Raw genomic sequence first — 19,785 nt, 5'->3', positions numbered from 1 at the left:
GTCAGTCCAGCTCAAAGGTGGCGCTGACTGAAGCGCGGATCTCCCGTTCGCCCACGCTCGAGACGGTATCTGACATTGCTTTGGCTTCGGCCATCATCATCGGCACCGGCCGATGGCCGCCATTAACGTTGATCGTCACGACCTCGCCACAGGTCTGGCCCAGTTTTTCCGCCACGAAGCTGCAGCGGGCCCTTGCGTCGGCAATGGCCCGGGCCAGTGCCTCCTGCTCCATGCCGGCCTCATCCGAGTGGAAGAACTGGTACGGCCCCAGGCTGTAGTCCAGCCCCAGCGCCTGAGCCTGTTGTAACAAGGGGTTCAGCAGGCTCAGGTCCTTGATGGTAAAACTGATTGTCTGGGAGGCGACCGCCAGCTTTTGCAATTCTTCACCCCGTTGCTCGGAGGGCAGGGTGCGGGTGTAAAGATTGACGGTGGAGTCGGAGTAGTCGTCCAACTGATCCCGGTAGGCGCTGATGCCTTCCCGCCATTGCGTCACCAGGGTTGCCACTTTTTCCGTGGCCTTCTGCGGCAGCGCATGTTCTGCGTTCGCGGTGAACTCAAGCCGGGCGCTGTCCGGCTCATAGCGCACACTGCCCTCGCCGGTGAGGGTAACTTCCCCCGCCAGAGTCATAACGGGCACCAGCAGTGCCAGGGTAAGAAGAAAACGGGACTTTCGGTTCCGTCCGGCCATGGAATTTCCTCCTGTGGGATGTATGTTGATATCAGGCCTCGCCGGTGTCCGGCTCCAGGCGTACCAGTTTGAATCGTCGCGCCGCTTCGACAAACTCGCCGAAGATGCGCCTGTGCCCGCTGTGGTACAGCAGGTACTCCGGGTGCCACTGAATGCCCATCAGCCACTGCCCCCGGGTGTTTTCAATGGCCTGAACAAAAAGATCATTATCGACCGCGGTAACCCGCAGGTTCCGGCCCAGGCGCCTGATCGTCTGGCTGTGAATCCGGTTGGCACCGATCACCGGAGAATCCATCAGCTCCCTCAGCCGGCTGTGCTCAACCAGGCGAACCGTCTGCAGGGGCAGCAGCAGGGGACGGTGCCGGGTGTTGACCCGCAAGGGTGTGACGTTCTGGCACAACGTGCCCTCGTGGAACACGTTGATGAACTGGGCCCCCCGGCAGATACCCAGTACAGGAATGCCGATGCGTTCCGCCTGTTCCAGAAGCGACTGGTCGGTAGCGTCCCGCGCGCGGTCATAACGGGCCGTTACCTTCGGTTGCTGGCCATAGCGTTCAGGGTGCACGTGGGTGCCACCGGATAACACCAGGCCGTCGAGCAGGGAGACATCCACCCGTGAACCAGGCCGGATGTAATAGGTCCGGGCTCCATGTAGTCTCAGGCCAAGACTGATCAGCCGGTGCGCCAGGCTTTTTCGTGCCGGGCCGCTGATGCCCACGGTCAGGCCCGGTATTTCCGGCTCCCGGGTCGGGTTCACCTCAGGCATAGCCCTTCCTGACCAGCCATTCTTCGGTGGTTTCAAGCCAGCTGTGGGTCAGATTGTGCAGGCTGAGTTTGCGGCGTTCACGAAATACGGCCCGAAGCTGCGCCAGATCATCGGCGTGGCTGGCCAGTTGTTCGAGAACCACCCAGTCATTCCAGACCGATGAAAAGTGCCAGCCGGGGTTGTCGATATCGCAATCCGGAAGACGGTAATGCAGGGTTGGGCGGCTTTTGATTCTCGGGTCCCGAACGTAGCGGCCCAGCCGTTCACGATCGAGGTGGGCAAACAGGGGCAGAAGGTCCAGGGCCCGGTTCCGGGTCGGGTTGAACTCCAGGTAATCCTCCATCAGTTGCGGCAGATCCGGCTGGTAATCATCGTCTATCAGCAGCTCGACGTACCGGCTGTGCCAGGGCTCGATATAGGTTGTGAACTTGCGGCTGATATCAAGCTGGTGCCGCGCCTTGAGCCAGTCGTAGAGTAACGCGAAGGCCTGGAGATAGCGCACCAGGGTGGCTGGCCTGAGGTCGGGCAGTTCGGGGTTGAGCTGCAGGCCGAAGGCAAAATAGATGGCATCACGGCTGCCCAGGGCACCGGCGGACCGGAGATTGTCAACCAGGGATTCGACCATCTCGAGATTGGAAAATGCCAGCGGTGGGCTGATGATTTCCAGTGGCACGATTCGTTCGGCGGCAGCATCAATCACGTCCATCGCCTGGCCGCCCAGTTCCCGGATAGAGCGGGGCAGACGCGCATCGGCCAGATCGAGGTCTTTGATCGGGTCGGAATCCAGCTCGATGGTGAACCCGCCAACCGCGGTTTCAAGGCTGGTGACATAACGTGACTGGAGCACCGGCGTGCCGCCCAGGAGCCGGGCAGCCAGAGCCACAAGTTCGTCGTAGCCCAGGCCGGACAGCTCAATTTCAACGCCAACCCTGCGTTCATTGCCGTCAGCGGTCGTGACAATGTCCGGCATCCTGCAGGCCCTGCTCTGCGTCATGTTGCTTCCTGAGGGTAGGGAAATAGGGTTTCACCATATCACACCCTTATTCATCGTCATTGTTAAGCACCGGAGAGAAAATCCGGAAGCGGACTTTACACTGGATAAAACACTGTATATAGTCAAAACACTGTATATAAAGACAGGACGGCCGGCGCCCCCAGAGATCGCTTCAAAGCGGATACACCGGCCCTGACCAAGCGGAGCAGCTTAATGAAGCTTACAGCAAGGCAATCCCAGGTACTGGACATTATCCGCCGATACGTCGACGAGACCGGCTATCCGCCCACCCGTGCAGAAATTGCAGCCGAACTGGGTTTCCGTTCAGCCAATGCCGCCGAGGAGCATTTGCGGGCGCTTGCCCGGAAAGGCGCCATTGAAATGGTGCCCGGAGCAAGCCGGGGCATCCGTCTGCCTGAGGCGGAAGAGGATCTGGGTCTGCCGGTGATCGGCCAGGTGGCGGCCGGCAGTCCGATATTGGCACAGGAGCATATCGAGGATCATTGCACCCTGCGGCCGGAGTTCTTTTCACCGTCGGCTGATTACCTGCTTCGGGTCAGGGGCATGAGCATGAAGAACATCGGAATTCTGGACGGGGACCTGCTGGCAGTGCACAGCACCCAGGATGTCCATAACGGCCAGGTGGTCGTTGCCCGGGTGGGAGATGAGGTCACCGTCAAGCGCTTCCGGAAGGAAGGCTCGAAAGTCTACCTGATTGCCGAGAACGAGGAGTTCGCGCCCATCGAAGTCGACCTGAAAGAACAGGAGCTGTTCATTGAAGGTCTTGGTGTGGGTGTGATCCGCCGCTCTGATCTCCACTGATCAGTCCGGGTAGCCGCAGATTTATTGAGAAATGGGTGAATTATGGAACAACTGAGCTTCAACCAGAATCTGGCTTACCAACATAATGCTCTGTCCTGTTCAGTGCCGGCAACCGCCGCCCGCGAGCGACGTTCTGTTATTCGCGCCCGACGGACTGCGGATACCTCTGAGGCGCCTGCCACCGGAAATGTAACGGAAATTATCCTGCCCCAGGGGCAGGTGGAAAACTTCCAGTTGCTGTTGCCGATGCTGACTCAGCTTAATCAGGAAAAGCGCTGGCTGGCATGGATTGATCCGCCCCAGGCGCTTGTCAGCAAGTGGCAGAAGATGCATGGGATTATTGCCGGGGAGCTGCTGGTGCTGCGCTCAACACCGGAATACCCTGCCCAGGAACTGGCTGAGCGCGCCTTGAGCGCGGGGACATGCCATGCGGTGGTCATGTGGACCCGGAAGCTGGGGCGGGCGGCCTTCGATTCCCTGCAAAAGGCTTCCGCCGAGGGCAATAGTCACGGTGTGGTGCTGCGCCAGCGTTAATCGCTCAGTGCAGGGTGTAGGAAGGCTGGCTGTCCGGGGCGTCCAGCTCGTCATCGTCCCAGTCGATGTTGTGCTCAACGCTGCCGACAGCCTCAATACCTGCTGCGATCATCGCCTTGGCAACGGACAGGTCGCGGTCTTCCATCATTTCCCGGGCTTCTTCCGAGAACGAGATCCTCACCAGTGGTGCGCTGTCGTCGTCAATGCGGCGCAGAGCATAATCGCCATTGGTCAGTTGTACGATTTCAAAAAACGAAGGTGACATTCAGTAAACCTTTAGTTTGGTGCGATCCGGATAGCGGGCGGCTTGGCGCGTTTACCATTCGCTGTGCTGTTCTTCCAGATCATCGGCAAAGTTTTTGACGGCATTGAGTGTTTTCAGCAATGCCGGGGCCGACCGGTCCGGGCCCGAGTCAGTGGATATCGCAATGATATTTTCCGTGCTGACTGTTTTTCGGGTGGCTGGCGGCCGGCCCTGGGCCGTTTCCAACTGATCCAGATGGTCCCACCAGCTTCCCGCCCGGTGCTCAAGCTCCCGCAGCCGGTCTATTTCACGGGACTCCTCTCCGATCACGCTCGCCAGTTCGGTCAGTGTTGAAGGTTCCCGAGACTTTTCCTGATACAACCGGGCAATCATCACCAAAAGCAGGCGCCTGGAGCGCAAGATCAACTCGATGGCCCCCTGAATCGCCGCTTCACGGCGTAACGCCTGTTCCGCTTCGTTGGGCGCATACTCCTCGTTCTGAGCTGTGAACCGGTCAAGCTGACCGAGCAGTGTGCGGGCGAGAAACAGCTTCTGCGAAACCAGTGAATGCCATTGTGAGGCCATGAAGTACCTGCAGTCCCAGAGCGCGGGCGTAACCCAGAAAAGTAATCTTGCAGCATACCATTTCTGCCGCGAAATTTCTTCCGCTGTCTTTGGCTCGTCAGGTACGGACAGGCACCGCCCGTTCGGACAGGCTTCACAATAAAATACAAACATTCGCTTGAAACGACCGTTTGAATTTGGCAAAAAGGCGCCCGGCTGTGCGAGTTTCGATCGTTGCGGCTGCCCAACTGCATGAATTTCTGGAGGTGTACGGGATGCGAAGCCCTATTGTTGCAGGTGTTGCCGCGGTTCTACTCGGTTTGTCCGGACAGGCGCTGTCCAAAGTTACAGCGGCCGAAGCCCAGCGTCTGGGTGCCGATCTCACCCCGGTCGGAGCTGAGCGCGGCGCCAACGCCTCGGGGACGATTCCCGAATGGACCGGCGGGCTTACCCAGCCTCCGGCCGGCTGGCGCAAAGGGCAGGTAGAAGCAAATCCGTTTCCCCAGGATGAAGCCCTGTTTGTGATTACCGCCGACAACCTGGATCTATACCGGGACAGGCTCTCCGATGGCCATATTGCCATGCTGGAGAAGTATGGCCCGGATTTTTTCATGCCGGTATACCGGACCCGGCGCACAGCGGCATTTCCCGAGCACGTCTACGGGAAATCCCGGGAAAACGCAGTGACCGCCGAGTTGCTTGATAATGGCAATGGCGTCCGGAACACCATTATGACCAGCCCGTTCCCGATCCCGGCCAATGGCCTGGAGGTGATCTGGAACCATATTCTGCGTTACCGGGGGGAGGAGATCCGCTTTCGAAGCTCATCGGCTACACCCCAGGTAGACGGCTCGTTCAACCCCGTGGTCAACGATTACAGTTACTTCTTTGCCTACAGTCAGAAAGGCGCGGAGCTGGCGGAAATCGATAACAAAATCTTCTACCTGAAGACCGACACGATCGCGCCGTCTTCGCTCGCGGGCACCATAACGCTGGTTCATGAGACCCTCGATCAGGTGCGTTCGCCCCGCCTTGCCTGGCGCTATGACGCCGGGTCCCGCCGCCTTCGCCGATCCCCGAATCTGGCCTATGAGACGGATCTGCCGAATTCTTCCTCACTGCGTTCTGTGGACCAGAAAGACATGTACAACGGTGCTCCGAACCAGTATGACTGGGAGCTCAAGGGCAAACGCGAACTGTTCGTGCCCTACAACGCCTACAAACTGCACGGCCCGACCGTGAAGCCGGAAGATGTGATCCGCGCCGGCCACATCAACCAGGAGCTGGCTCGCTACGAGTTGCACCGGGTATGGGTTGTCGAAGCCAGGCGCCGGACCGGCATCGGTCATATCTATGACCGCCGGGTGTTTTATGTTGACGAGGACAGCTGGCAGATTCTGGCGTCTGAGGAGTACGATGCCGAGGGAAACCTGTGGCGTGTTTCAGAAGCTCACAACATCAGCTATTACAGTGAGCCGGTGTTCTGGACTACCATGGAAATGACCTACGACCTGAAAGCGGCGCGGTACTACGTTGATGGCCTGGATGATGGTTTTCCGGCATACGACTTCAACCCGGGGTTCCGGGACAGCGAGTTCACGGCATCATCAGCCCGTCGGGCCGCCCGCCGTTGAGTGAACTGGAGACCGGAATGGCAGATTCAAACGCTCATCTCGAACACCTTGACCGTCTGCTGGCGGATCTCGGTCGCGCCCTGGCTGACAAGGACTGGGGCGCCATGGCGCAGCTGAACAACAGGGTGAAGCCGGCGGTTGAGCCCCTGTTGGCAGCACTGGAGGCGGGGGAGTTGGAACCGGAGCCGGTCAGGCTCCGGCTGGAAGAACTGCAGCAGTTTGTTGACGCGGCAGATGAATCTGCCCGGATTGCCCGCAAAGAAGCGGAAGACGGCTTGAAAGGGGTGAACCGGAACCGCAGTGCGGCAAAAGCCTATCAAAACGTTTCCTCAAGTCGGCCAAGATAGCGTCATAAAATTGACTCTTTCGCCCTGACAGTCTTAAATACCGCACAAATCCCTCAAGAGATTCTGGTGAATGTCTAAAGATAACAAAGTGCTGGTGCTAAGCGAGGATGAGTCACGATTACGGGACATGGTCACCATTCTCGAGTTCATCGGCGAGGAACAGGTCCTTGCCGGCGAGGAGGCGAAGGCACTGTTGCGCAATGGTGACGAGGAGAGCCTTTCCGGCCTATCGGCGGCGGTGGTAAACGGGGAGGATGCCGGAGCCGTTGAGACCATCGCGACCATCTGCAAGGCCGTCAAGGGCGTTCCTCTGCTGCTGCTCGATGGCCGGGAACTGAAGGGCCTCTCAGAGGAAGATAACGCCCGGATCATTGCCCGTATGGAGTGGCCGCTGAACTACACCAAGTTCGTCGATTCGCTTTACCGGGCCCAGATCTACCGGGATCAGTTCAGCCGGTCCCGGGAACGCGGCCAGCAGCGGAGCCTTCAGCTTTTCCGCAGCCTTGTGGGCACCAGTCGCAAGGTCCAGCACGTGCGGCAGCTGATGGAGCAGGTGGCCGACAAGGATGTGAGTGTTCTGATCACCGGCGAATCCGGTACCGGTAAGGAAGTGGTGGCGCGCAACCTGCATTACCATTCCTCCCGCCGAGAAAAGCCCTTTGTTCCGGTTAACTGCGGTGCCATTCCGGCCGAACTGCTGGAAAGTGAATTATTCGGCCATGAGAAAGGCGCGTTCACCGGCGCCATTACCGCCCGGGTCGGGCGGTTCGAACTGGCCGAGGGCGGTACCCTGTTTCTGGATGAGATCGGCGATATGCCCCTCAATATGCAGGTCAAAATCCTGCGGGTCCTGCAGGAGCGCACCTTTGAGCGGGTGGGCAGCAATCGCACCCAGTCGGCGGATGTCCGGGTCATCGCGGCAACCCACAAGAACCTCGAGGACATGATCGAGGCCGGTAACTTCCGGGAAGATCTTTACTACCGTCTGAACGTGTTTCCGATAGAGATGCCGGCGTTGCGCGAGCGGATAGAGGACATTCCCCTGCTGATCAACGAACTGATCGCCCGGATGGAAAAAGAGAAGCGCGGCTCCCTGAGAATGAATTCGGCAGCGATCATGAGCCTCTGTCACCATGAATGGCCGGGCAACGTGCGTGAACTCGCCAACCTGGTCGAGCGCCTGGCCATCATGCACCCCTATGGCGTGATTGGGGTGCAGGAGTTGCCCAAGAAGTTCCGGTATGTCGACGACTACGACGAGAACCGCCCGGTGGAAGACACCGGAATGCCATCGGGCATACCCGGGCTGGTCGGGCTGGACGCGCCAGCGTTGCTGCCGGTGAACGGGATTGATCTGAAAGACTACCTCTCGAACCTTGAGAAACAGTTGATCCAGCAGGCGCTGGATGAGGCGGGCGGCGTGGTCGCGCGGGCTGCCGAAAAACTGCGGATCCGGCGCACTACTCTGGTGGAGAAAGTGCGAAAGTACGGCCTGCGGGAGGAAGAATCCGAGGGGTCATGAGCCGTCGCAGGATGGCTGGAAAAGCGTTCATGAATGGCGTCAAGGGTTTGTAACCTGAGGCGCCGTTCTCGTTTCTGGCCGACGTAAAATTGTCATTCGCCCGCCTGGTGATTTCCTTTCTTTCTGAAATATAACGAAAAATTCAAGTTGGCACGGTGCTGGCTTATCAACCTGTATACGAAGTATCCGAATTACGGGGTCCGAACGGATGGACCCATCGGGGAGTCAGGTTATGAGTCAGGCACAATTTGTTCTTCAGCCCGGGGCCGGAAACGCGCAAGCGAATGCGGCAGCGGACGTAAATGACAAGGTGACAGCGCTGTTTCCGCAGCAGGAAGACGAGGCAGTGGATTCCGCTCTGGAGCTGTTCAACCGGATGTCACGCCAGATCACTGACTCCTACCGTACTCTGGAATCCCGGGTTAACCAGTTATCCGGCGAGCTGACCCAGGAATCGCAGCAGCGCCAGCGGGAGCTGGAAGAAAAGGAGCAGTTGGCTGACCGGCTGTCGACCCTGTTGAATGCATTGCCTGCGGGTGTGGTGGTTCTGGACAGCCAGGGCGTGGTCACCCAGACAAACCCGGCCGCCATTGCGCTGCTGGGGGAGCCCCTGGACGGCGCCCGCTGGATTGATGTGATTCAGCGCTGCTTTGCACCACGCCGGGATGACGGACACGAGGTGTCCCTGAAGGATGGCCGCCGGGTCAGCATTGAAATCCGGACCATGGAAAACCAGCCCGGCCAGCTGATTCTGCTTACCGACCTGACGGAAACCCGCCATCTCCAGGCCCAGCTTGCCCACGCCCAGCGGCTCTCCGCCATGGGTAAGATGGTGGCGTCTCTTGCGCACCAAATCCGAACGCCGCTGTCGGCGGCCATTCTCTACGGTGGCCATCTCAGCCAGGACGACCTGGACGAAGAGATGCGCCAGCGCTGTGCCTCCCGTTTGATGTCCCGCCTGACCCACCTGGAGCAGCAGGTACGGGACATGCTGATTTTTGCCCGCGGCGAAACCCGGCTGGCCGAGGAGCTCTCCGCCGGCAAGCTGGTGTCAGCGTTGTCTGCCGCTATTGGTGGGCTGCGGCCTGCACCCGGAGCTGAGGTGACGCTGCAGGACACAGTTTCCGAGGCGTGTCGCCTGATGTGCAACCGGGATGCCCTGGTCGGCGCCTGCACCAACCTTGTGAACAACAGCCTGGAAGCCGGCGCAACCAGTGTGATCGTCCAGGTGGCGGACGCGGCCGGCGAACTGGTCATCCGGGTGCTGGATAACGGCCCGGGTTTTGAGCCGTCAGAGGTTAACCGTCTTACCGAGGCCTTCTACACCACCAAATCCCATGGCACCGGGCTCGGGCTAGCGGTGGTACAGGCTGTTATCAAAGCTCACCAGGGGCACTTTTCCATCGAATCGCCGGAGCAGGGCGGCGTTGTCGCCACCTTGCGTGTACCGCAACTGCGTAACAAATACTGATCGGAGGCAACCATGGCCAAGGCCCAGATTCTGATTGTTGAAGATGACCATGACCTGCGGGAAGCGCTGGTTACCACGCTTGAACTGGCGAAGTTCCGGGTGCGGGAAGCGCGCAATGCCAATGAGGCGCTGGAGCGGCTGGCCGAGGCACCAGTGGACATGGTGGTCAGCGATGTCAACATGCCGGGACTGTCCGGGCATCAGTTGTTGGCCGAGGTTCAGCGCCTCTATCCCGGCCTGCCGATGATGCTGATTACCGCCTACGGCCAGATCAGCGATGCGGTGTCTGCCATGCAGGCGGGTGCTACCGATTACCTGGTCAAACCTTTCGAGCCACAGGTCCTGGTGGATGCGGTCAGCAAGGTGGTGGGCGGCGGCCGGGTGAAATCCGGCGATGAGCCGGTGGCCGAAGATCCCGTCAGCAAGCGCATGTTCCAGCTCGCCACAAAAGTCGCCGGCAGTGATTCCACGGTGATGATCTCCGGCGAAAGCGGTACCGGCAAGGAAGTGCTGGCCCGCTTTATTCACCAGCAGTCCCCCCGGGCGGATCAGCCCTTTGTGGCAATTAACTGCGCTGCGATTCCCGAGAACATGCTGGAAGCGATTCTGTTCGGCCACGAAAAGGGCGCCTTTACCGGTGCCGTGGCGTCTGCGCCGGGCAAGTTCGAGCAGGCCAACGGCGGCACCATCCTGCTGGATGAAATCTCGGAAATGGATCCGGGGCTCCAGTCCAAACTGCTGCGGGTATTGCAGGAGCGGGAAGTGGAGCGTGTGGGCGGCCGCAAGACCATCAGCCTGGATGTCCGGGTGGTGGCGACCACCAACCGGGATCTGGCCGACTACGTTCGCGAAGGCAAGTTCCGGGAAGATCTGTACTACCGGCTGACGGTATTTCCCATGCACTGGCAGCCCCTGCGGGAGCGGCCGCTGGACATTATGCCGCTGGCGATATCCTTGCTGAAGAAGCATTGCCGGAAGATGAAGCTGACGGGGATCAGTTTTGCGCCGGACGCCAGGGCTGCCCTGATGGCCCACCGGTGGCCGGGCAATGTCCGGGAGCTGGATAATGCCCTTCAGCGGGCCCTGGTGCTGCATCAGGGCAATGTGATTCACGCCGATGACCTGTGCCTGGAACTGGGCATCTCCGGCCGCACCGATATTCACAGTGTTGCGCCGGCCCCTGTGCCGGCTGATGTCTACCCGTCACGCCCGACAGACGTCGCCCAGGGCCACCCGGTTATCCGGGAAGAGCCGGCTCAGCCGTCGTTCGAGGAGGGCGCCGAGGCGGCGGGTTCACTGGGCAATGATCTGCGCCAGCAGGAGTTCCGTATCATTATCCAGACCCTCCGGAAAGAGCGTGGGCGTCGCAATCGGGCCGCAGAGCAACTCGGGATCAGTCCCAGGACGCTCCGCTACAAACTGGCCCAGATGCGCGATGCCGGAATCGATCTGGATGCCGAGATGGCCATGGCCTGACCCCTGCAAACGAACTCCTTCACTGGCACCCTCCGGGGTGCTATTTTTTTGTCTGTACTGACCCTGTGCACGACCCGCTGTATTGTCAAAAGTCCGACGTTGACGTTGCCTGCACTCCTGAAGAATAAATTAACTGTATGATATTAAAAAATAAATATCAGTTGGCCTGCTGCTTGCTTTGTTCGGTGTAACCGAGTCCCAAGAGAATTTTCGCCCGTGGCAGGGCGGAGCCAGGAGAGAGTTATGGTTCAGCGCGCCGACATCAACAGTGTTTTGTCCGATATCCGGTCCCTGCGTTCACAGATGATGCAGAACCAGCGAGTCGAGCAGGATCAATCGGTTCGTGGCCGCATCGACGGCCCCCGCCAGGTTCAGGAAACCCAGGATACTGCGAGTTTCAGCGACATGCTGGGCAAGGCCGTGAACAACGTCAATGACCTCCAGCAAACCGCCGGGGATCTGCGCACCGCCTACGAGATGGGCGACCCGAACGTGGATATTACCCGTGTGATGATTGCTGCACAGAAATCCTCTGTCTCCTTTGAAGCGCTGACCCAGGTGCGTAACCGGGTGGTCCGGGCCTACGAAGACATTATGAACATGCCGATCTGATAACGGAGCAGAGACATGGCCAGCGTACCCGCAGAAACCAGTACCTCCAATGTTCCGGCCGCCCGGGATAGCGACGCGCCCGAGGGCCGGAGCGATCTGTTCCTGGGCTTCAACCGTCTGAACCTGTTGCGCCAGATTGGCCTGATGGTTGGTCTCGCCGCCAGCGTGGCTCTGGGACTGGCCGTGGTGCTCTGGGCCCAGGAACCGAATTACCAGCCGGTGGTGGGAGACCTGTCTTCCTACAACCCCCAAGACGTCACCTCCATCCTTGAGAACAGCGGCATCGAATACAAGATGGACCCGCGCACCGGCGCCCTGCTGGTGCCGTCAGACCAGCTCTACAACGCCCGGATGAAGCTGGCGGCCCAGGGTGTGACTGACCGCAAGACCATCGGCTATGAGCTGCTTGACCAGGAGCGGGGCCTTGGTACGTCCCAATTCATGGAAACCATCAGCTACCGCAGGGGACTTGAAGGAGAGCTGGCGCGTACCATTGCCAGTATGCGCGGTGTGCGCAATGCCCGGGTGCACCTGGCTATCCCGGAGCGATCGGTTTTCGTCCGCGATGCCCGAGAACCCTCGGCCTCGGTATTTCTTGAAGTGTTCGCCGGCGGGCGTCCGGAGCAGGAACAGATCAGCGCCATTGTGAACCTGGTTGCCGGCAGCATTCCGATGATGAACAAGGAACACGTAACCGTCGTTGACCAGAACGGCAACCTGCTCACCGGTGAAGAGAGCCAGGATAATGCCGACCGGATGTCAGACCAGTTTGAGTACACAGCCCGGGTTGAGGAGCGGCTGACCCGTAACGTCGCGTCGCTGATCGCACCGATTGTGGGCGATGGCCGTTATCGCGCAGAGGTGTCGGCCGATCTCGATTTTTCCTCGATCGAGCAGGCGGCCGAGCTGTTCAATCCCGAGCAGCAGGCCATTCGAAGCGAGCGTGAGCTCACCGAGCAGCGCGCCGCTGGCGCCGAAGGAGGCATTCCCGGCGCCCTGTCCAACCAGCCGCCGGCGGACGCGACAGTGCCAGAGCAGGCCGCCGGCGGGAATGGCCAGGGGCCTGCGCCCCAGCCGGTGAATATCCGTCGCGAGTCGACGCGCAATTATGAAATGGACCGCACCGTCAGTTACACGCGCCAGGAGCTCGGTCGCATCAAGCGAATCACCGTTGCCCTGGCCGTGGACGACATGAGAGTGGTCGACCCCCAGACCGGCGAAGTGACATTCCAGCCCTGGCCCGAGCAGGAATTGCAGCGTCTGAGCATGCTGGTGCGGGATGCCGTGGGGTATTCGGCAGCCAGGGGCGACAGTGTTACGGTCATGAATACTGCATTCGCACCGGAAGAAGCCGTTGAATTCGTCGCTCCCAATTTCTGGCAACAGCCCTGGTTCTGGGACTTGATGAAGCAGGTGCTGGCGGGGCTCGTGATTCTGGTACTGGTGCTGGGCCTGTTGCGCCCGACGCTCAAAAGCCTCTCTGGTGGCGGACGCCGGGAGCGGAGCGGCGATTATGGGGACAGCGGCTATGACGGCCTGGACCAGATCGAGGGCGGAGATGAACTGCGCAAGGCCATGACGTCCCAGGATGATCTGCTTTTGCCGGGTGCCACAGACAGTTATGATAGGCAGCTGAATGCACTGAAAGGCCTGATTTCGGAAGACCCGGCAAGGGTTGCACAGGTGATGCGCCAGTGGGTGAACGTCGATGACTGAACAAGCCAATCCGCAAGGTGCCAGCGCACCGCAGAAGCCACAGCGGAAAATTCCGAGGGTGGAGCAGGCGGCCATTCTGCTGATGTCCCTGGGTGAGGCGGACGCCGCTGAGGTTCTGAAACACATGGGGCCGAAAGAGGTTCAGCGTGTGGGCGTTGCCATGGCGCAGATGAAAGATGTCAGCAAGGACGATGTCACCTTTGTGCTGAACCAGTTTGTCGATGCCGTGGGCGGCCAGACCGGCCTCGGCGTGGGCAATGACGACTACATCCGGGCAATGCTGACCCAGGCGCTGGGCGACGACAAGGCCGCCAGCCTGATTGACCGCATCCTGATCGGTGGCAACACCACCGGGCTCGACACCCTCAAATGGATGGAGCCCCGGGCCGTGGGTGACATCATCCGGTACGAGCACCCACAGATCCAGGCCATCGTTATCTCCTACCTGGATCCGGACCAGGCGGCAGAAATTCTTGCCACGCTGGATGACAAGGTCCGCCTGGACGTGATGATGCGGGTGGCGTCACTTGAAAGCATCCAGCCCCAGGCCCTGCAGGAACTGAACGACATTCTCGAGAAACAGTTCTCTGGCGGTGCGGCTTCCCAGACCAGCCGGATTGGCGGCGTCAAGCGAGCAGCAGACATCATGAACTTCATGGACCGGAGCATCGAAGGCAACCTGATGGATTCCATCAAGGATATGGATCCGGATCTTGCCAGCACCATCGAAGACCTGATGTTCGTGTTCGACAACCTCAAGGAGGTTGATGACCGGGGTATCCAGGCGCTGTTGCGCGAAGTGTCCTCGGAAGTCCTGGTGGTGGCGCTCAAGGGTGCCGACGAACAGGTGCAGGAAAAAATCTTCAAGAACATGTCAAAGCGTGCCGCAGAGCTGCTTCAGGATGACCTGGAGGCCAAGGGGCCGGTCAAGGTCAGTGAAGTGGAGTCGGCACAGAAAGATATTATTACCATCGCACGCCGCATGGCCGAGGCCGGTGAAATCTCCCTCGGTGGCGCTGGCGAAGAAATGATGTGATGAAAGATTCCACCCGCGACCTCAACCGGATTCCCAAGGAACAGCTGACAGCCTATGAGCGCTGGGAGCTGCCGTTGCTCGACGAGCGCGGCAACGAGGTGGCCCGGGTAGAAGAGCGGGACGTCAAACCCCTGACGGCCGCGGACATAGACGAGATTCGCCAGGCGGCGCGGGAAGATGGCTACAACGAGGGCCGCGAGCAGGGTTACCAGTCCGGGCTCGCGGAAGGTCGTCAGCAGGGCCATCAGGAAGGCCTGGAGACCGGGCTGGCGGAAGGCCGTGAGCAGGGCAAGACCCGGGGCTACGAAGACACCCGAAAGGAAATGGACACCCGGGTTGACCGTCTGGAGCATCTGATGGGCGAGCTGCTGCTGCCCATTCGTCGCCACGAAGACGAATTGGAAACCGCTCTGGTCAACCTGACGACCGTTCTGGCCCGGGCCGTGGTCTACCGGGAGCTGAGCATCGATTCGTCCCAGATCCGGCAGGTGGTTCGCCGGGCCCTGGAGGCGCTTCCTTCCACCGCCGAAAACATCCGCATTCATATTCACCCGGACGACTGCGAAACCGTCCGGGACGTGGCTGCACGCCTCGAAACCTCCGCTTCGGTCATTGAAGACGACACCATTCTGCCCGGTGGCTGCAGGGTGGAAACCCGCCACAGCCTGGTTGATTTCACCGTTGAGAAGCGCTTTCAGCGGGCGGTTCAGGGCATGTTGGACCAACAGATGAGCGAGAGTGAAGCTGGGGAAACCGAAGAGCTGGATTCACTGATGGACGATCTGACCGGTTTCCATCGTGATGTACTTGATTCGCAGGAACCGGAGCGGGCCGAAGACGCCCCGACGCCGGCACGAAACCAGGATGACGGCGATGACCTCGAGCCTCGCTGACCGCCTGAACCGCTTCCGGGGCTATATTGGCAACGAGCCAGAGCCTGAGCTATCCGGCCGGTTGACCCGTATGGTCGGCCTGACCCTCGAATGCGTTGGTTGCCCCATGGTAGTGGGCGACCGGTGTGTGATCGCGGGCCAGGGCACCGGTAATGTCGAAGCCGAAGTGGTGGGTTTCGAGGATGACCGGGTCTACCTGATGCCCCTAACCGCCATTGAGGGGCTCAAACCCGGGGCACGGGTGTTGCCGCTTGCGGCCGCCAGCCGGGTGCCGGTGGGCCCTCAACTGCTGGGCCGGGTGGTCGATGGCAGCGGTGAACCCCTGGACGGCAAGGGCCCCCTGCAGGCGGAAGCCCGGGTGCCCCTGACCGGCGATATCATCAACCCCCTGAACCGGGCGCCGGTGCGCCAGTCCATGGATGTCGGCATTCGCGCGATCAATGCGCTGATGACCGTTGGCCAGGGTCAGCGGCTGGGCCTGTTCGCCGGCAGTGGCGTGGGCAAGAGCATGCTGCTGGGCATGATGACGCGATTCACCGATGCCGATATTACCGTGGTTGGCCTGATCGGCGAGCGGGGCCGGGAGGTCAAGGAGTTCATCGAGGACATCCTGGGCGAGGAAGGACTGTCACGCTCTGTGGTGGTGGCCTCACCGGCGGATGACTCCCCGCTGATGCGCCTGCGCGCGGCCATGCTGACCACCCGGATTGCCGAATATTACCGGGATCAGGGCAAGCGCGTGCTTCTGCTGATGGATTCCCTGACCCGTTATGCCCAGGCCCAGCGCGAGATTGCCCTGGCCGTCGGTGAGCCGCCTGCGACCAAGGGTTATCCGCCATCGGTGTTTGCCAAACTGCCGCAGCTGGTCGAGCGCACGGGCAATGGCCGCCCGGGTGGCGGTTCAATTACCGCATTCTATACCGTGCTCACCGAAGGCGACGATCAGCAGGATCCTATTGCCGATGCCGCCCGGGCGATTCTCGATGGGCATATTGTGTTGTCCCGCCGGCTGGCCGAGGAGGGGCATTACCCGGCCATTGATGTGGAAGCTTCCATCAGCCGGGTGATGCCGCAGGTTACCGAAACCGAACATTTCTCCCGGGCGCAGCGATTCAAGCAGGTGTATTCCCGCTATCAGCAGGCCCGGGATCTGATATCCGTGGGTGCGTATGTGAAAGGTTCCGACCCGGAAACCGACTTTGCCATTACCCACATCAGTAATATGCGCCAGTTTCTGCAGCAGGGGCTGAACGAGAGCGCACCACTGAACGACAGTATTGAACAGCTGCTGGCGGTGGTGCCGGAGCGCCGGTCCCCGGAACGGCGCAAGTCTGCGGTACCCAATCCCGCCGGCGGCGGAGGTGACGGCTGATGCTGAAATCCCGGCGGCTGGCCGTGGTGCTCTCCCTGGAGGAGCGCAAGGAGCAGGAAGCCCTGAAGCGTATGGGCGATGCCCGCAAACTGGTTGACCAGCAGCGTGAACAGGTGGAAAACCTGAACCGCTATCAGCAGGAGTATCGCCAGCAGATCCGGGACAGCCAGCAAGGTGTGGTTCAGGTGTCCCGCCTGCAGGCCTGGCAGGCCTTCATCGCGCAACTGGATCAGGTGATCGGGCAGCAGCAGGCACAGCTGGACCAGGCGCAAAAGGTGTTCGAGCTGCGCAGGCAGGAATGGCAGCAAGCCTGGGAACGGCGTCGTGGTATGGAAAAATACATTGATACCTGCCGGCAGCAGGAACTCAGAGCGCAGGACCTGCGCGAGCAGAAGCTCTCGGATGAGGCCGCGGGCAGGGCCTTTAACCGCCGGCAGCGTTGAATCTTGCCCTGCATCAAACAAATGCGGATGCAATTTCAGGTCACTCAGCTATCCTTAACCCATGAAAAGCCGGCGTGCAGGGCCGGTGGAATTCTGCTCTTGACGCCTTTGGAGGTTTTGGAATGCCGATTCAGACGCGCCGCGATGATGACGGTCAGACACTTGTTATCAGGATTGAAGGGCGCTTTGACTTCAGCACCCATCAGGCATTCCGGGATGCCTACGAGCATGGTGATCCGGACATCCGCGGTTATATCATAGACCTCTCGGAGACCACCTACCTGGATAGTTCGGCCCTGGGCATGCTGTTATTGCTCCGGGATTACGCCGGTGGCGACAGCGGCCGTATTGTCATTGAAAACTGCAATAACGATGTACGTCGCATTCTCTCCATTTCCAATTTCGAGCAATTGTTCACTATTCGCTGATGACCGCGCACTGCCGGAGTTCTCATGGATGATTCCGTGGCAGAACACAGACCACTCAGAATTTTGATTGCTGATGACTCCGACAGTGACCGGCTGATTCTCAGAACGCTTGTGAAGCGGCTGGGCCACCAGGTTCTGGAAGCCTCCAATGGTCTCGATGCGGTGGCCCTGTTCCGGCGGGAAGCGCCCGATCTGGTTCTGCTGGATGCCCTTATGCCGGTTATGGATGGCATGGAAGCGGCCCGGCAGATCAAATCCCTGGCCGGGGAACGGCTGGTTCCGGTGATTTTCCTGACCTCCCTGTCCGAGGCCGGCGCGCTCGCCCGCTGCCTGGAGGCCGGCGGTGACGGCTTTCTGGGAAAACCCTACAACCGGATTATCATCGAAGCGAAGATCAACGCGTTCAACCGTATGCGGCTGATGCACCAGGCCCTGTCTGAACAGCGGGATCTGAGCCGGGAGCGGAACCGGCAATTGACGGAAGAGCAGGAAATCGCCAAGCGGGTCTTCGACAACGTTGCCCATTCCGGTTGCCTGGGGGCCAGCAACATCCGCTACCATGCATCGCCACAATCCATTTTCAATGGCGACGTGTTGTTTGCCTCGCCGAGACCGGCCGGCGGTGTGCTCATCTTCATGGGCGATTTTACCGGCCATGGGTTGCCGGCGGCGATCGGTGCCATGCCGGTGGCAGAAATCTTTTACGGCATGGCGAGCAAGGGTTTCAACGGCCAGGATGTACTGCGCGAGATCAACCAGAAGCTCAAGCGTATTCTACCCACCGACATGTTCTGTTGCGGCGCCATGATCGAGGCCGATTTCAAGCTCAACCAGGTTCAGGTCTGGAACGGCGGTTTGCCGGACGGCTGGCTGATTCGCGCCTCGGGTGAACGGCAGGCGCTGCCTTCCCAGCATCTGCCCCTGGGCATACTTCCGCCAGAACAGTTCAACGCTGAGTTCGATCGGCTTGGTGCCGGTTCCGGAGACCGGCTACTGCTGATGACCGACGGCTTCCTGGAATCGGCGGACAGTTCCGGCCAGGTTTTTGGCGAACAGGGCGTGAACCAGGCCCTGGCGCACCTGGATGCCAGTGATCACCCCTTTGACGCGATGATGTCCGCGGTTCACCGGTTTACCGGCGGCTTCACGGACGGCGACGATCTGACCCTCTGCTGCCTGGAAATGAGCGATCAGGCGGGCCTCTCGGCCGTGCCCGACCGGGCCATGCCGTCTGCGCTTGCCGGCCCGGCGGAGTGGCGCTGCAGCTATGAAATCCGGGAGCAGACTCTCGGGGAGTTCAGTCCGTTGCCGCTGTTGCTGCATATCTGCATGGAGGTTCCGGGGCTGCGGCGTAAAAGCGGTGAGATCTATACCCTGCTGGCAGAGCTTTACAATAATGCCCTGGAGCATGGCGTGCTGGAGTTGCCATCGGAATGGAAGCATTCGCCGGAAGGGTTTGAGCGTTACTATCAGGAGCGCAGGCGGCGCCTGGCCAACGTCGAGGGCCATTACATTCGCTTCACCCTTCATCATTCGCTGAAACCGGAAGGTGGCCGGCTGCGTGTTGTCTGCGAGGACAGCGGCCGGGGCTTTGATTTCCAGAACCATCCGGGCGCCACATCCAGCGTTCATCTCGGTCGAAGCAGGCGATATGCGGGTCGGGGGCTGTTATTGCTGAAGCGGCTCTCTGAATCGATCCGGTTTCATGAGCAGGGTAACCATGTTGAAATTGTTTATGATTGGCATTTTAGTGGCGCTTCAGCGAATCCGGGAAGCGAGGCAACCTAGAGGTTATCAACGGAACCAGGGGGTTGGTCATGAGTGATAAACCACACCTTGACGAGGAAGCACTGGCTGAGCTTCAGGACGTCATGGAAGATGAATTTGAAGTTCTGATACATACCTATCTTGAGGATTCGCGGGACAGAATCCGAAGCCTGCGGGAAGCGCTGGCGGCAAATGACAGCGATGCCTTCGCCAAGGCCGCCCACAGTTTCAAGGGTAGCTGCATCAATATCGGCGCTCCCCGCCTTGGTGAACTGAACCTGAAAGCTGAACTGGCGGGAAAGGCGTCCCGTCTGGAAGACGTCCCGGCATTGCTGGCGGCTATTGACGCGGAGTTCCGTGAGGTAGGTGAGCGGCTGGAGGGGCTTCTGGTTCGCTGACTGGCAGCGCTTTATAGCGCCGGATTGATCAGTCCGGGAGGTGGTGGCACCGCATTTG

General features: G+C 60.1%; 21 protein-coding genes. 16 read left to right on the top strand and 5 right to left on the bottom strand.

Annotated elements, in window-relative coordinates; translation table 11 throughout:
* Position 1: 1 nt before the first annotated feature.
* From msub_RS05735 to msub_RS05725, 3 genes are read right to left on the bottom strand one after another with little or no spacing between them, the layout of a single operon-like run.
* Positions 2 to 688 (bottom strand): SIMPL domain-containing protein, encoded by a 687-nt coding sequence (locus msub_RS05735; RefSeq protein WP_048495130.1) that lies wholly within the window; start codon positions 686 to 688, stop codon positions 2 to 4.
* A gap of 31 nt (positions 689 to 719) precedes the next feature.
* A complete protein-coding gene (locus tag msub_RS05730) occupies positions 720 to 1,454 on the bottom strand; it encodes a gamma-glutamyl-gamma-aminobutyrate hydrolase family protein (protein WP_048495129.1) in 735 nt (244 codons plus the stop codon).
* Positions 1,447 to 2,448 (bottom strand): amidoligase family protein, encoded by a 1,002-nt coding sequence (locus msub_RS05725; RefSeq protein WP_048495128.1) that lies wholly within the window; start codon positions 2,446 to 2,448, stop codon positions 1,447 to 1,449. Before msub_RS05725 ends, msub_RS05730 begins: the two co-directional genes overlap by 8 nt.
* Before the next feature lie 213 nt (positions 2,449 to 2,661).
* Here msub_RS05725 and lexA point away from each other — a divergent pair, with 213 nt between their 5' ends.
* A complete protein-coding gene (gene lexA, locus msub_RS05720; RefSeq protein WP_048495127.1) occupies positions 2,662 to 3,270 on the top strand; it encodes a transcriptional repressor LexA in 609 nt (202 codons plus the stop codon).
* Between the two features lie 42 nt (positions 3,271 to 3,312).
* Complete coding sequence (locus msub_RS05715) at positions 3,313 to 3,804, top strand: cell division inhibitor SulA (RefSeq protein WP_048495126.1); 492 nt, start codon at positions 3,313 to 3,315, stop codon at positions 3,802 to 3,804.
* 4 nt (positions 3,805 to 3,808) lie between these two features.
* On the opposite strand, the gene msub_RS05710 is transcribed toward msub_RS05715, so the two are convergent.
* Positions 3,809 to 4,069: a hypothetical protein gene (locus tag msub_RS05710; protein WP_048495125.1), complete on the bottom strand. Its 261-nt coding sequence runs from the start codon at positions 4,067 to 4,069 to the stop codon at positions 3,809 to 3,811.
* A 51-nt stretch (positions 4,070 to 4,120) separates the two neighbouring features.
* Positions 4,121 to 4,633 (bottom strand): DUF6586 family protein, encoded by a 513-nt coding sequence (locus tag msub_RS05705; protein ID WP_048495124.1) that lies wholly within the window; start codon positions 4,631 to 4,633, stop codon positions 4,121 to 4,123.
* Between the two features lie 254 nt (positions 4,634 to 4,887).
* On the opposite strand from msub_RS05705, the gene msub_RS05700 reads away from it, so the two are divergent.
* The 14 genes from msub_RS05700 to msub_RS05635 all read left to right on the top strand — a co-directional run bounded on the left by msub_RS05700 (position 4,888) and on the right by msub_RS05635 (position 19,727).
* On the top strand, positions 4,888 to 6,246 hold the full coding sequence (locus msub_RS05700) for a DUF1329 domain-containing protein (protein WP_048496987.1): 1,359 nt from the start codon (positions 4,888 to 4,890) through the stop codon (positions 6,244 to 6,246).
* A 17-nt stretch (positions 6,247 to 6,263) separates the two neighbouring features.
* Positions 6,264 to 6,593, top strand: coding sequence for a hypothetical protein (locus tag msub_RS05695; RefSeq protein ID WP_048495123.1), 330 nt, complete (start codon positions 6,264 to 6,266; stop codon positions 6,591 to 6,593).
* A 70-nt stretch (positions 6,594 to 6,663) separates the two neighbouring features.
* A complete protein-coding gene (locus msub_RS05690) occupies positions 6,664 to 8,115 on the top strand; it encodes a sigma-54 dependent transcriptional regulator (RefSeq protein WP_048495122.1) in 1,452 nt (483 codons plus the stop codon).
* A 232-nt stretch (positions 8,116 to 8,347) separates the two neighbouring features.
* Positions 8,348 to 9,586, top strand: a complete 1,239-nt coding sequence (locus msub_RS05685; RefSeq protein ID WP_048495121.1) for a sensor histidine kinase — start codon at positions 8,348 to 8,350, stop codon at positions 9,584 to 9,586.
* Positions 9,587 to 9,598: 12 nt separating this feature from the next.
* Positions 9,599 to 11,062 carry a sigma-54-dependent transcriptional regulator gene (locus tag msub_RS05680; RefSeq protein ID WP_048495120.1) on the top strand — a complete coding sequence of 488 codons (1,464 nt, stop codon included), beginning with the start codon at positions 9,599 to 9,601 and terminating at the stop codon, positions 11,060 to 11,062.
* A 243-nt stretch (positions 11,063 to 11,305) separates the two neighbouring features.
* Positions 11,306 to 11,674 carry a flagellar hook-basal body complex protein FliE gene (gene fliE, locus msub_RS05675; protein WP_048495119.1) on the top strand — a complete coding sequence of 123 codons (369 nt, stop codon included), beginning with the start codon at positions 11,306 to 11,308 and terminating at the stop codon, positions 11,672 to 11,674.
* 15 nt (positions 11,675 to 11,689) lie between these two features.
* Positions 11,690 to 13,390, top strand: coding sequence for a flagellar basal-body MS-ring/collar protein FliF (gene fliF, locus msub_RS05670; RefSeq protein ID WP_048495118.1), 1,701 nt, complete (start codon positions 11,690 to 11,692; stop codon positions 13,388 to 13,390).
* Complete coding sequence (gene fliG / locus msub_RS05665) at positions 13,383 to 14,426, top strand: flagellar motor switch protein FliG (protein WP_048495117.1); 1,044 nt, start codon at positions 13,383 to 13,385, stop codon at positions 14,424 to 14,426. Before fliF ends, fliG begins: the two co-directional genes overlap by 8 nt.
* On the top strand, positions 14,426 to 15,319 hold the full coding sequence (locus msub_RS05660; protein ID WP_048495116.1) for a flagellar assembly protein FliH: 894 nt from the start codon (positions 14,426 to 14,428) through the stop codon (positions 15,317 to 15,319). The genes fliG and msub_RS05660 overlap by 1 nt, the downstream gene beginning before the upstream one ends.
* Complete coding sequence (gene fliI / locus msub_RS05655) at positions 15,300 to 16,691, top strand: flagellar protein export ATPase FliI (RefSeq protein WP_048495115.1); 1,392 nt, start codon at positions 15,300 to 15,302, stop codon at positions 16,689 to 16,691. The genes msub_RS05660 and fliI overlap by 20 nt, the downstream gene beginning before the upstream one ends.
* Positions 16,691 to 17,134: a flagellar export protein FliJ gene (fliJ, locus tag msub_RS05650; RefSeq protein ID WP_048495114.1), complete on the top strand. Its 444-nt coding sequence runs from the start codon at positions 16,691 to 16,693 to the stop codon at positions 17,132 to 17,134. The genes fliI and fliJ overlap by 1 nt, the downstream gene beginning before the upstream one ends.
* Positions 17,135 to 17,256: 122 nt before the next feature.
* The gene (locus msub_RS05645; RefSeq protein WP_048495113.1) at positions 17,257 to 17,562 is read left to right on the top strand and encodes an STAS domain-containing protein; all 306 of its coding nucleotides are present in this window, start codon (positions 17,257 to 17,259) and stop codon (positions 17,560 to 17,562) included.
* Positions 17,563 to 17,586: 24 nt separating this feature from the next.
* On the top strand, positions 17,587 to 19,350 hold the full coding sequence (locus msub_RS05640) for a PP2C family protein-serine/threonine phosphatase (RefSeq protein ID WP_048495112.1): 1,764 nt from the start codon (positions 17,587 to 17,589) through the stop codon (positions 19,348 to 19,350).
* Between the two features lie 29 nt (positions 19,351 to 19,379).
* Positions 19,380 to 19,727 carry an Hpt domain-containing protein gene (locus msub_RS05635; RefSeq protein WP_048495111.1) on the top strand — a complete coding sequence of 116 codons (348 nt, stop codon included), beginning with the start codon at positions 19,380 to 19,382 and terminating at the stop codon, positions 19,725 to 19,727.
* Positions 19,728 to 19,785: the final 58 nt, after the last annotated feature.

Source organism: Marinobacter subterrani (assembly GCF_001045555.1).
Taxonomy (GTDB): domain Bacteria; phylum Pseudomonadota; class Gammaproteobacteria; order Pseudomonadales; family Oleiphilaceae; genus Marinobacter; species Marinobacter subterrani.
This window is presented reverse-complemented; position numbering and strand designations above follow the sequence as displayed.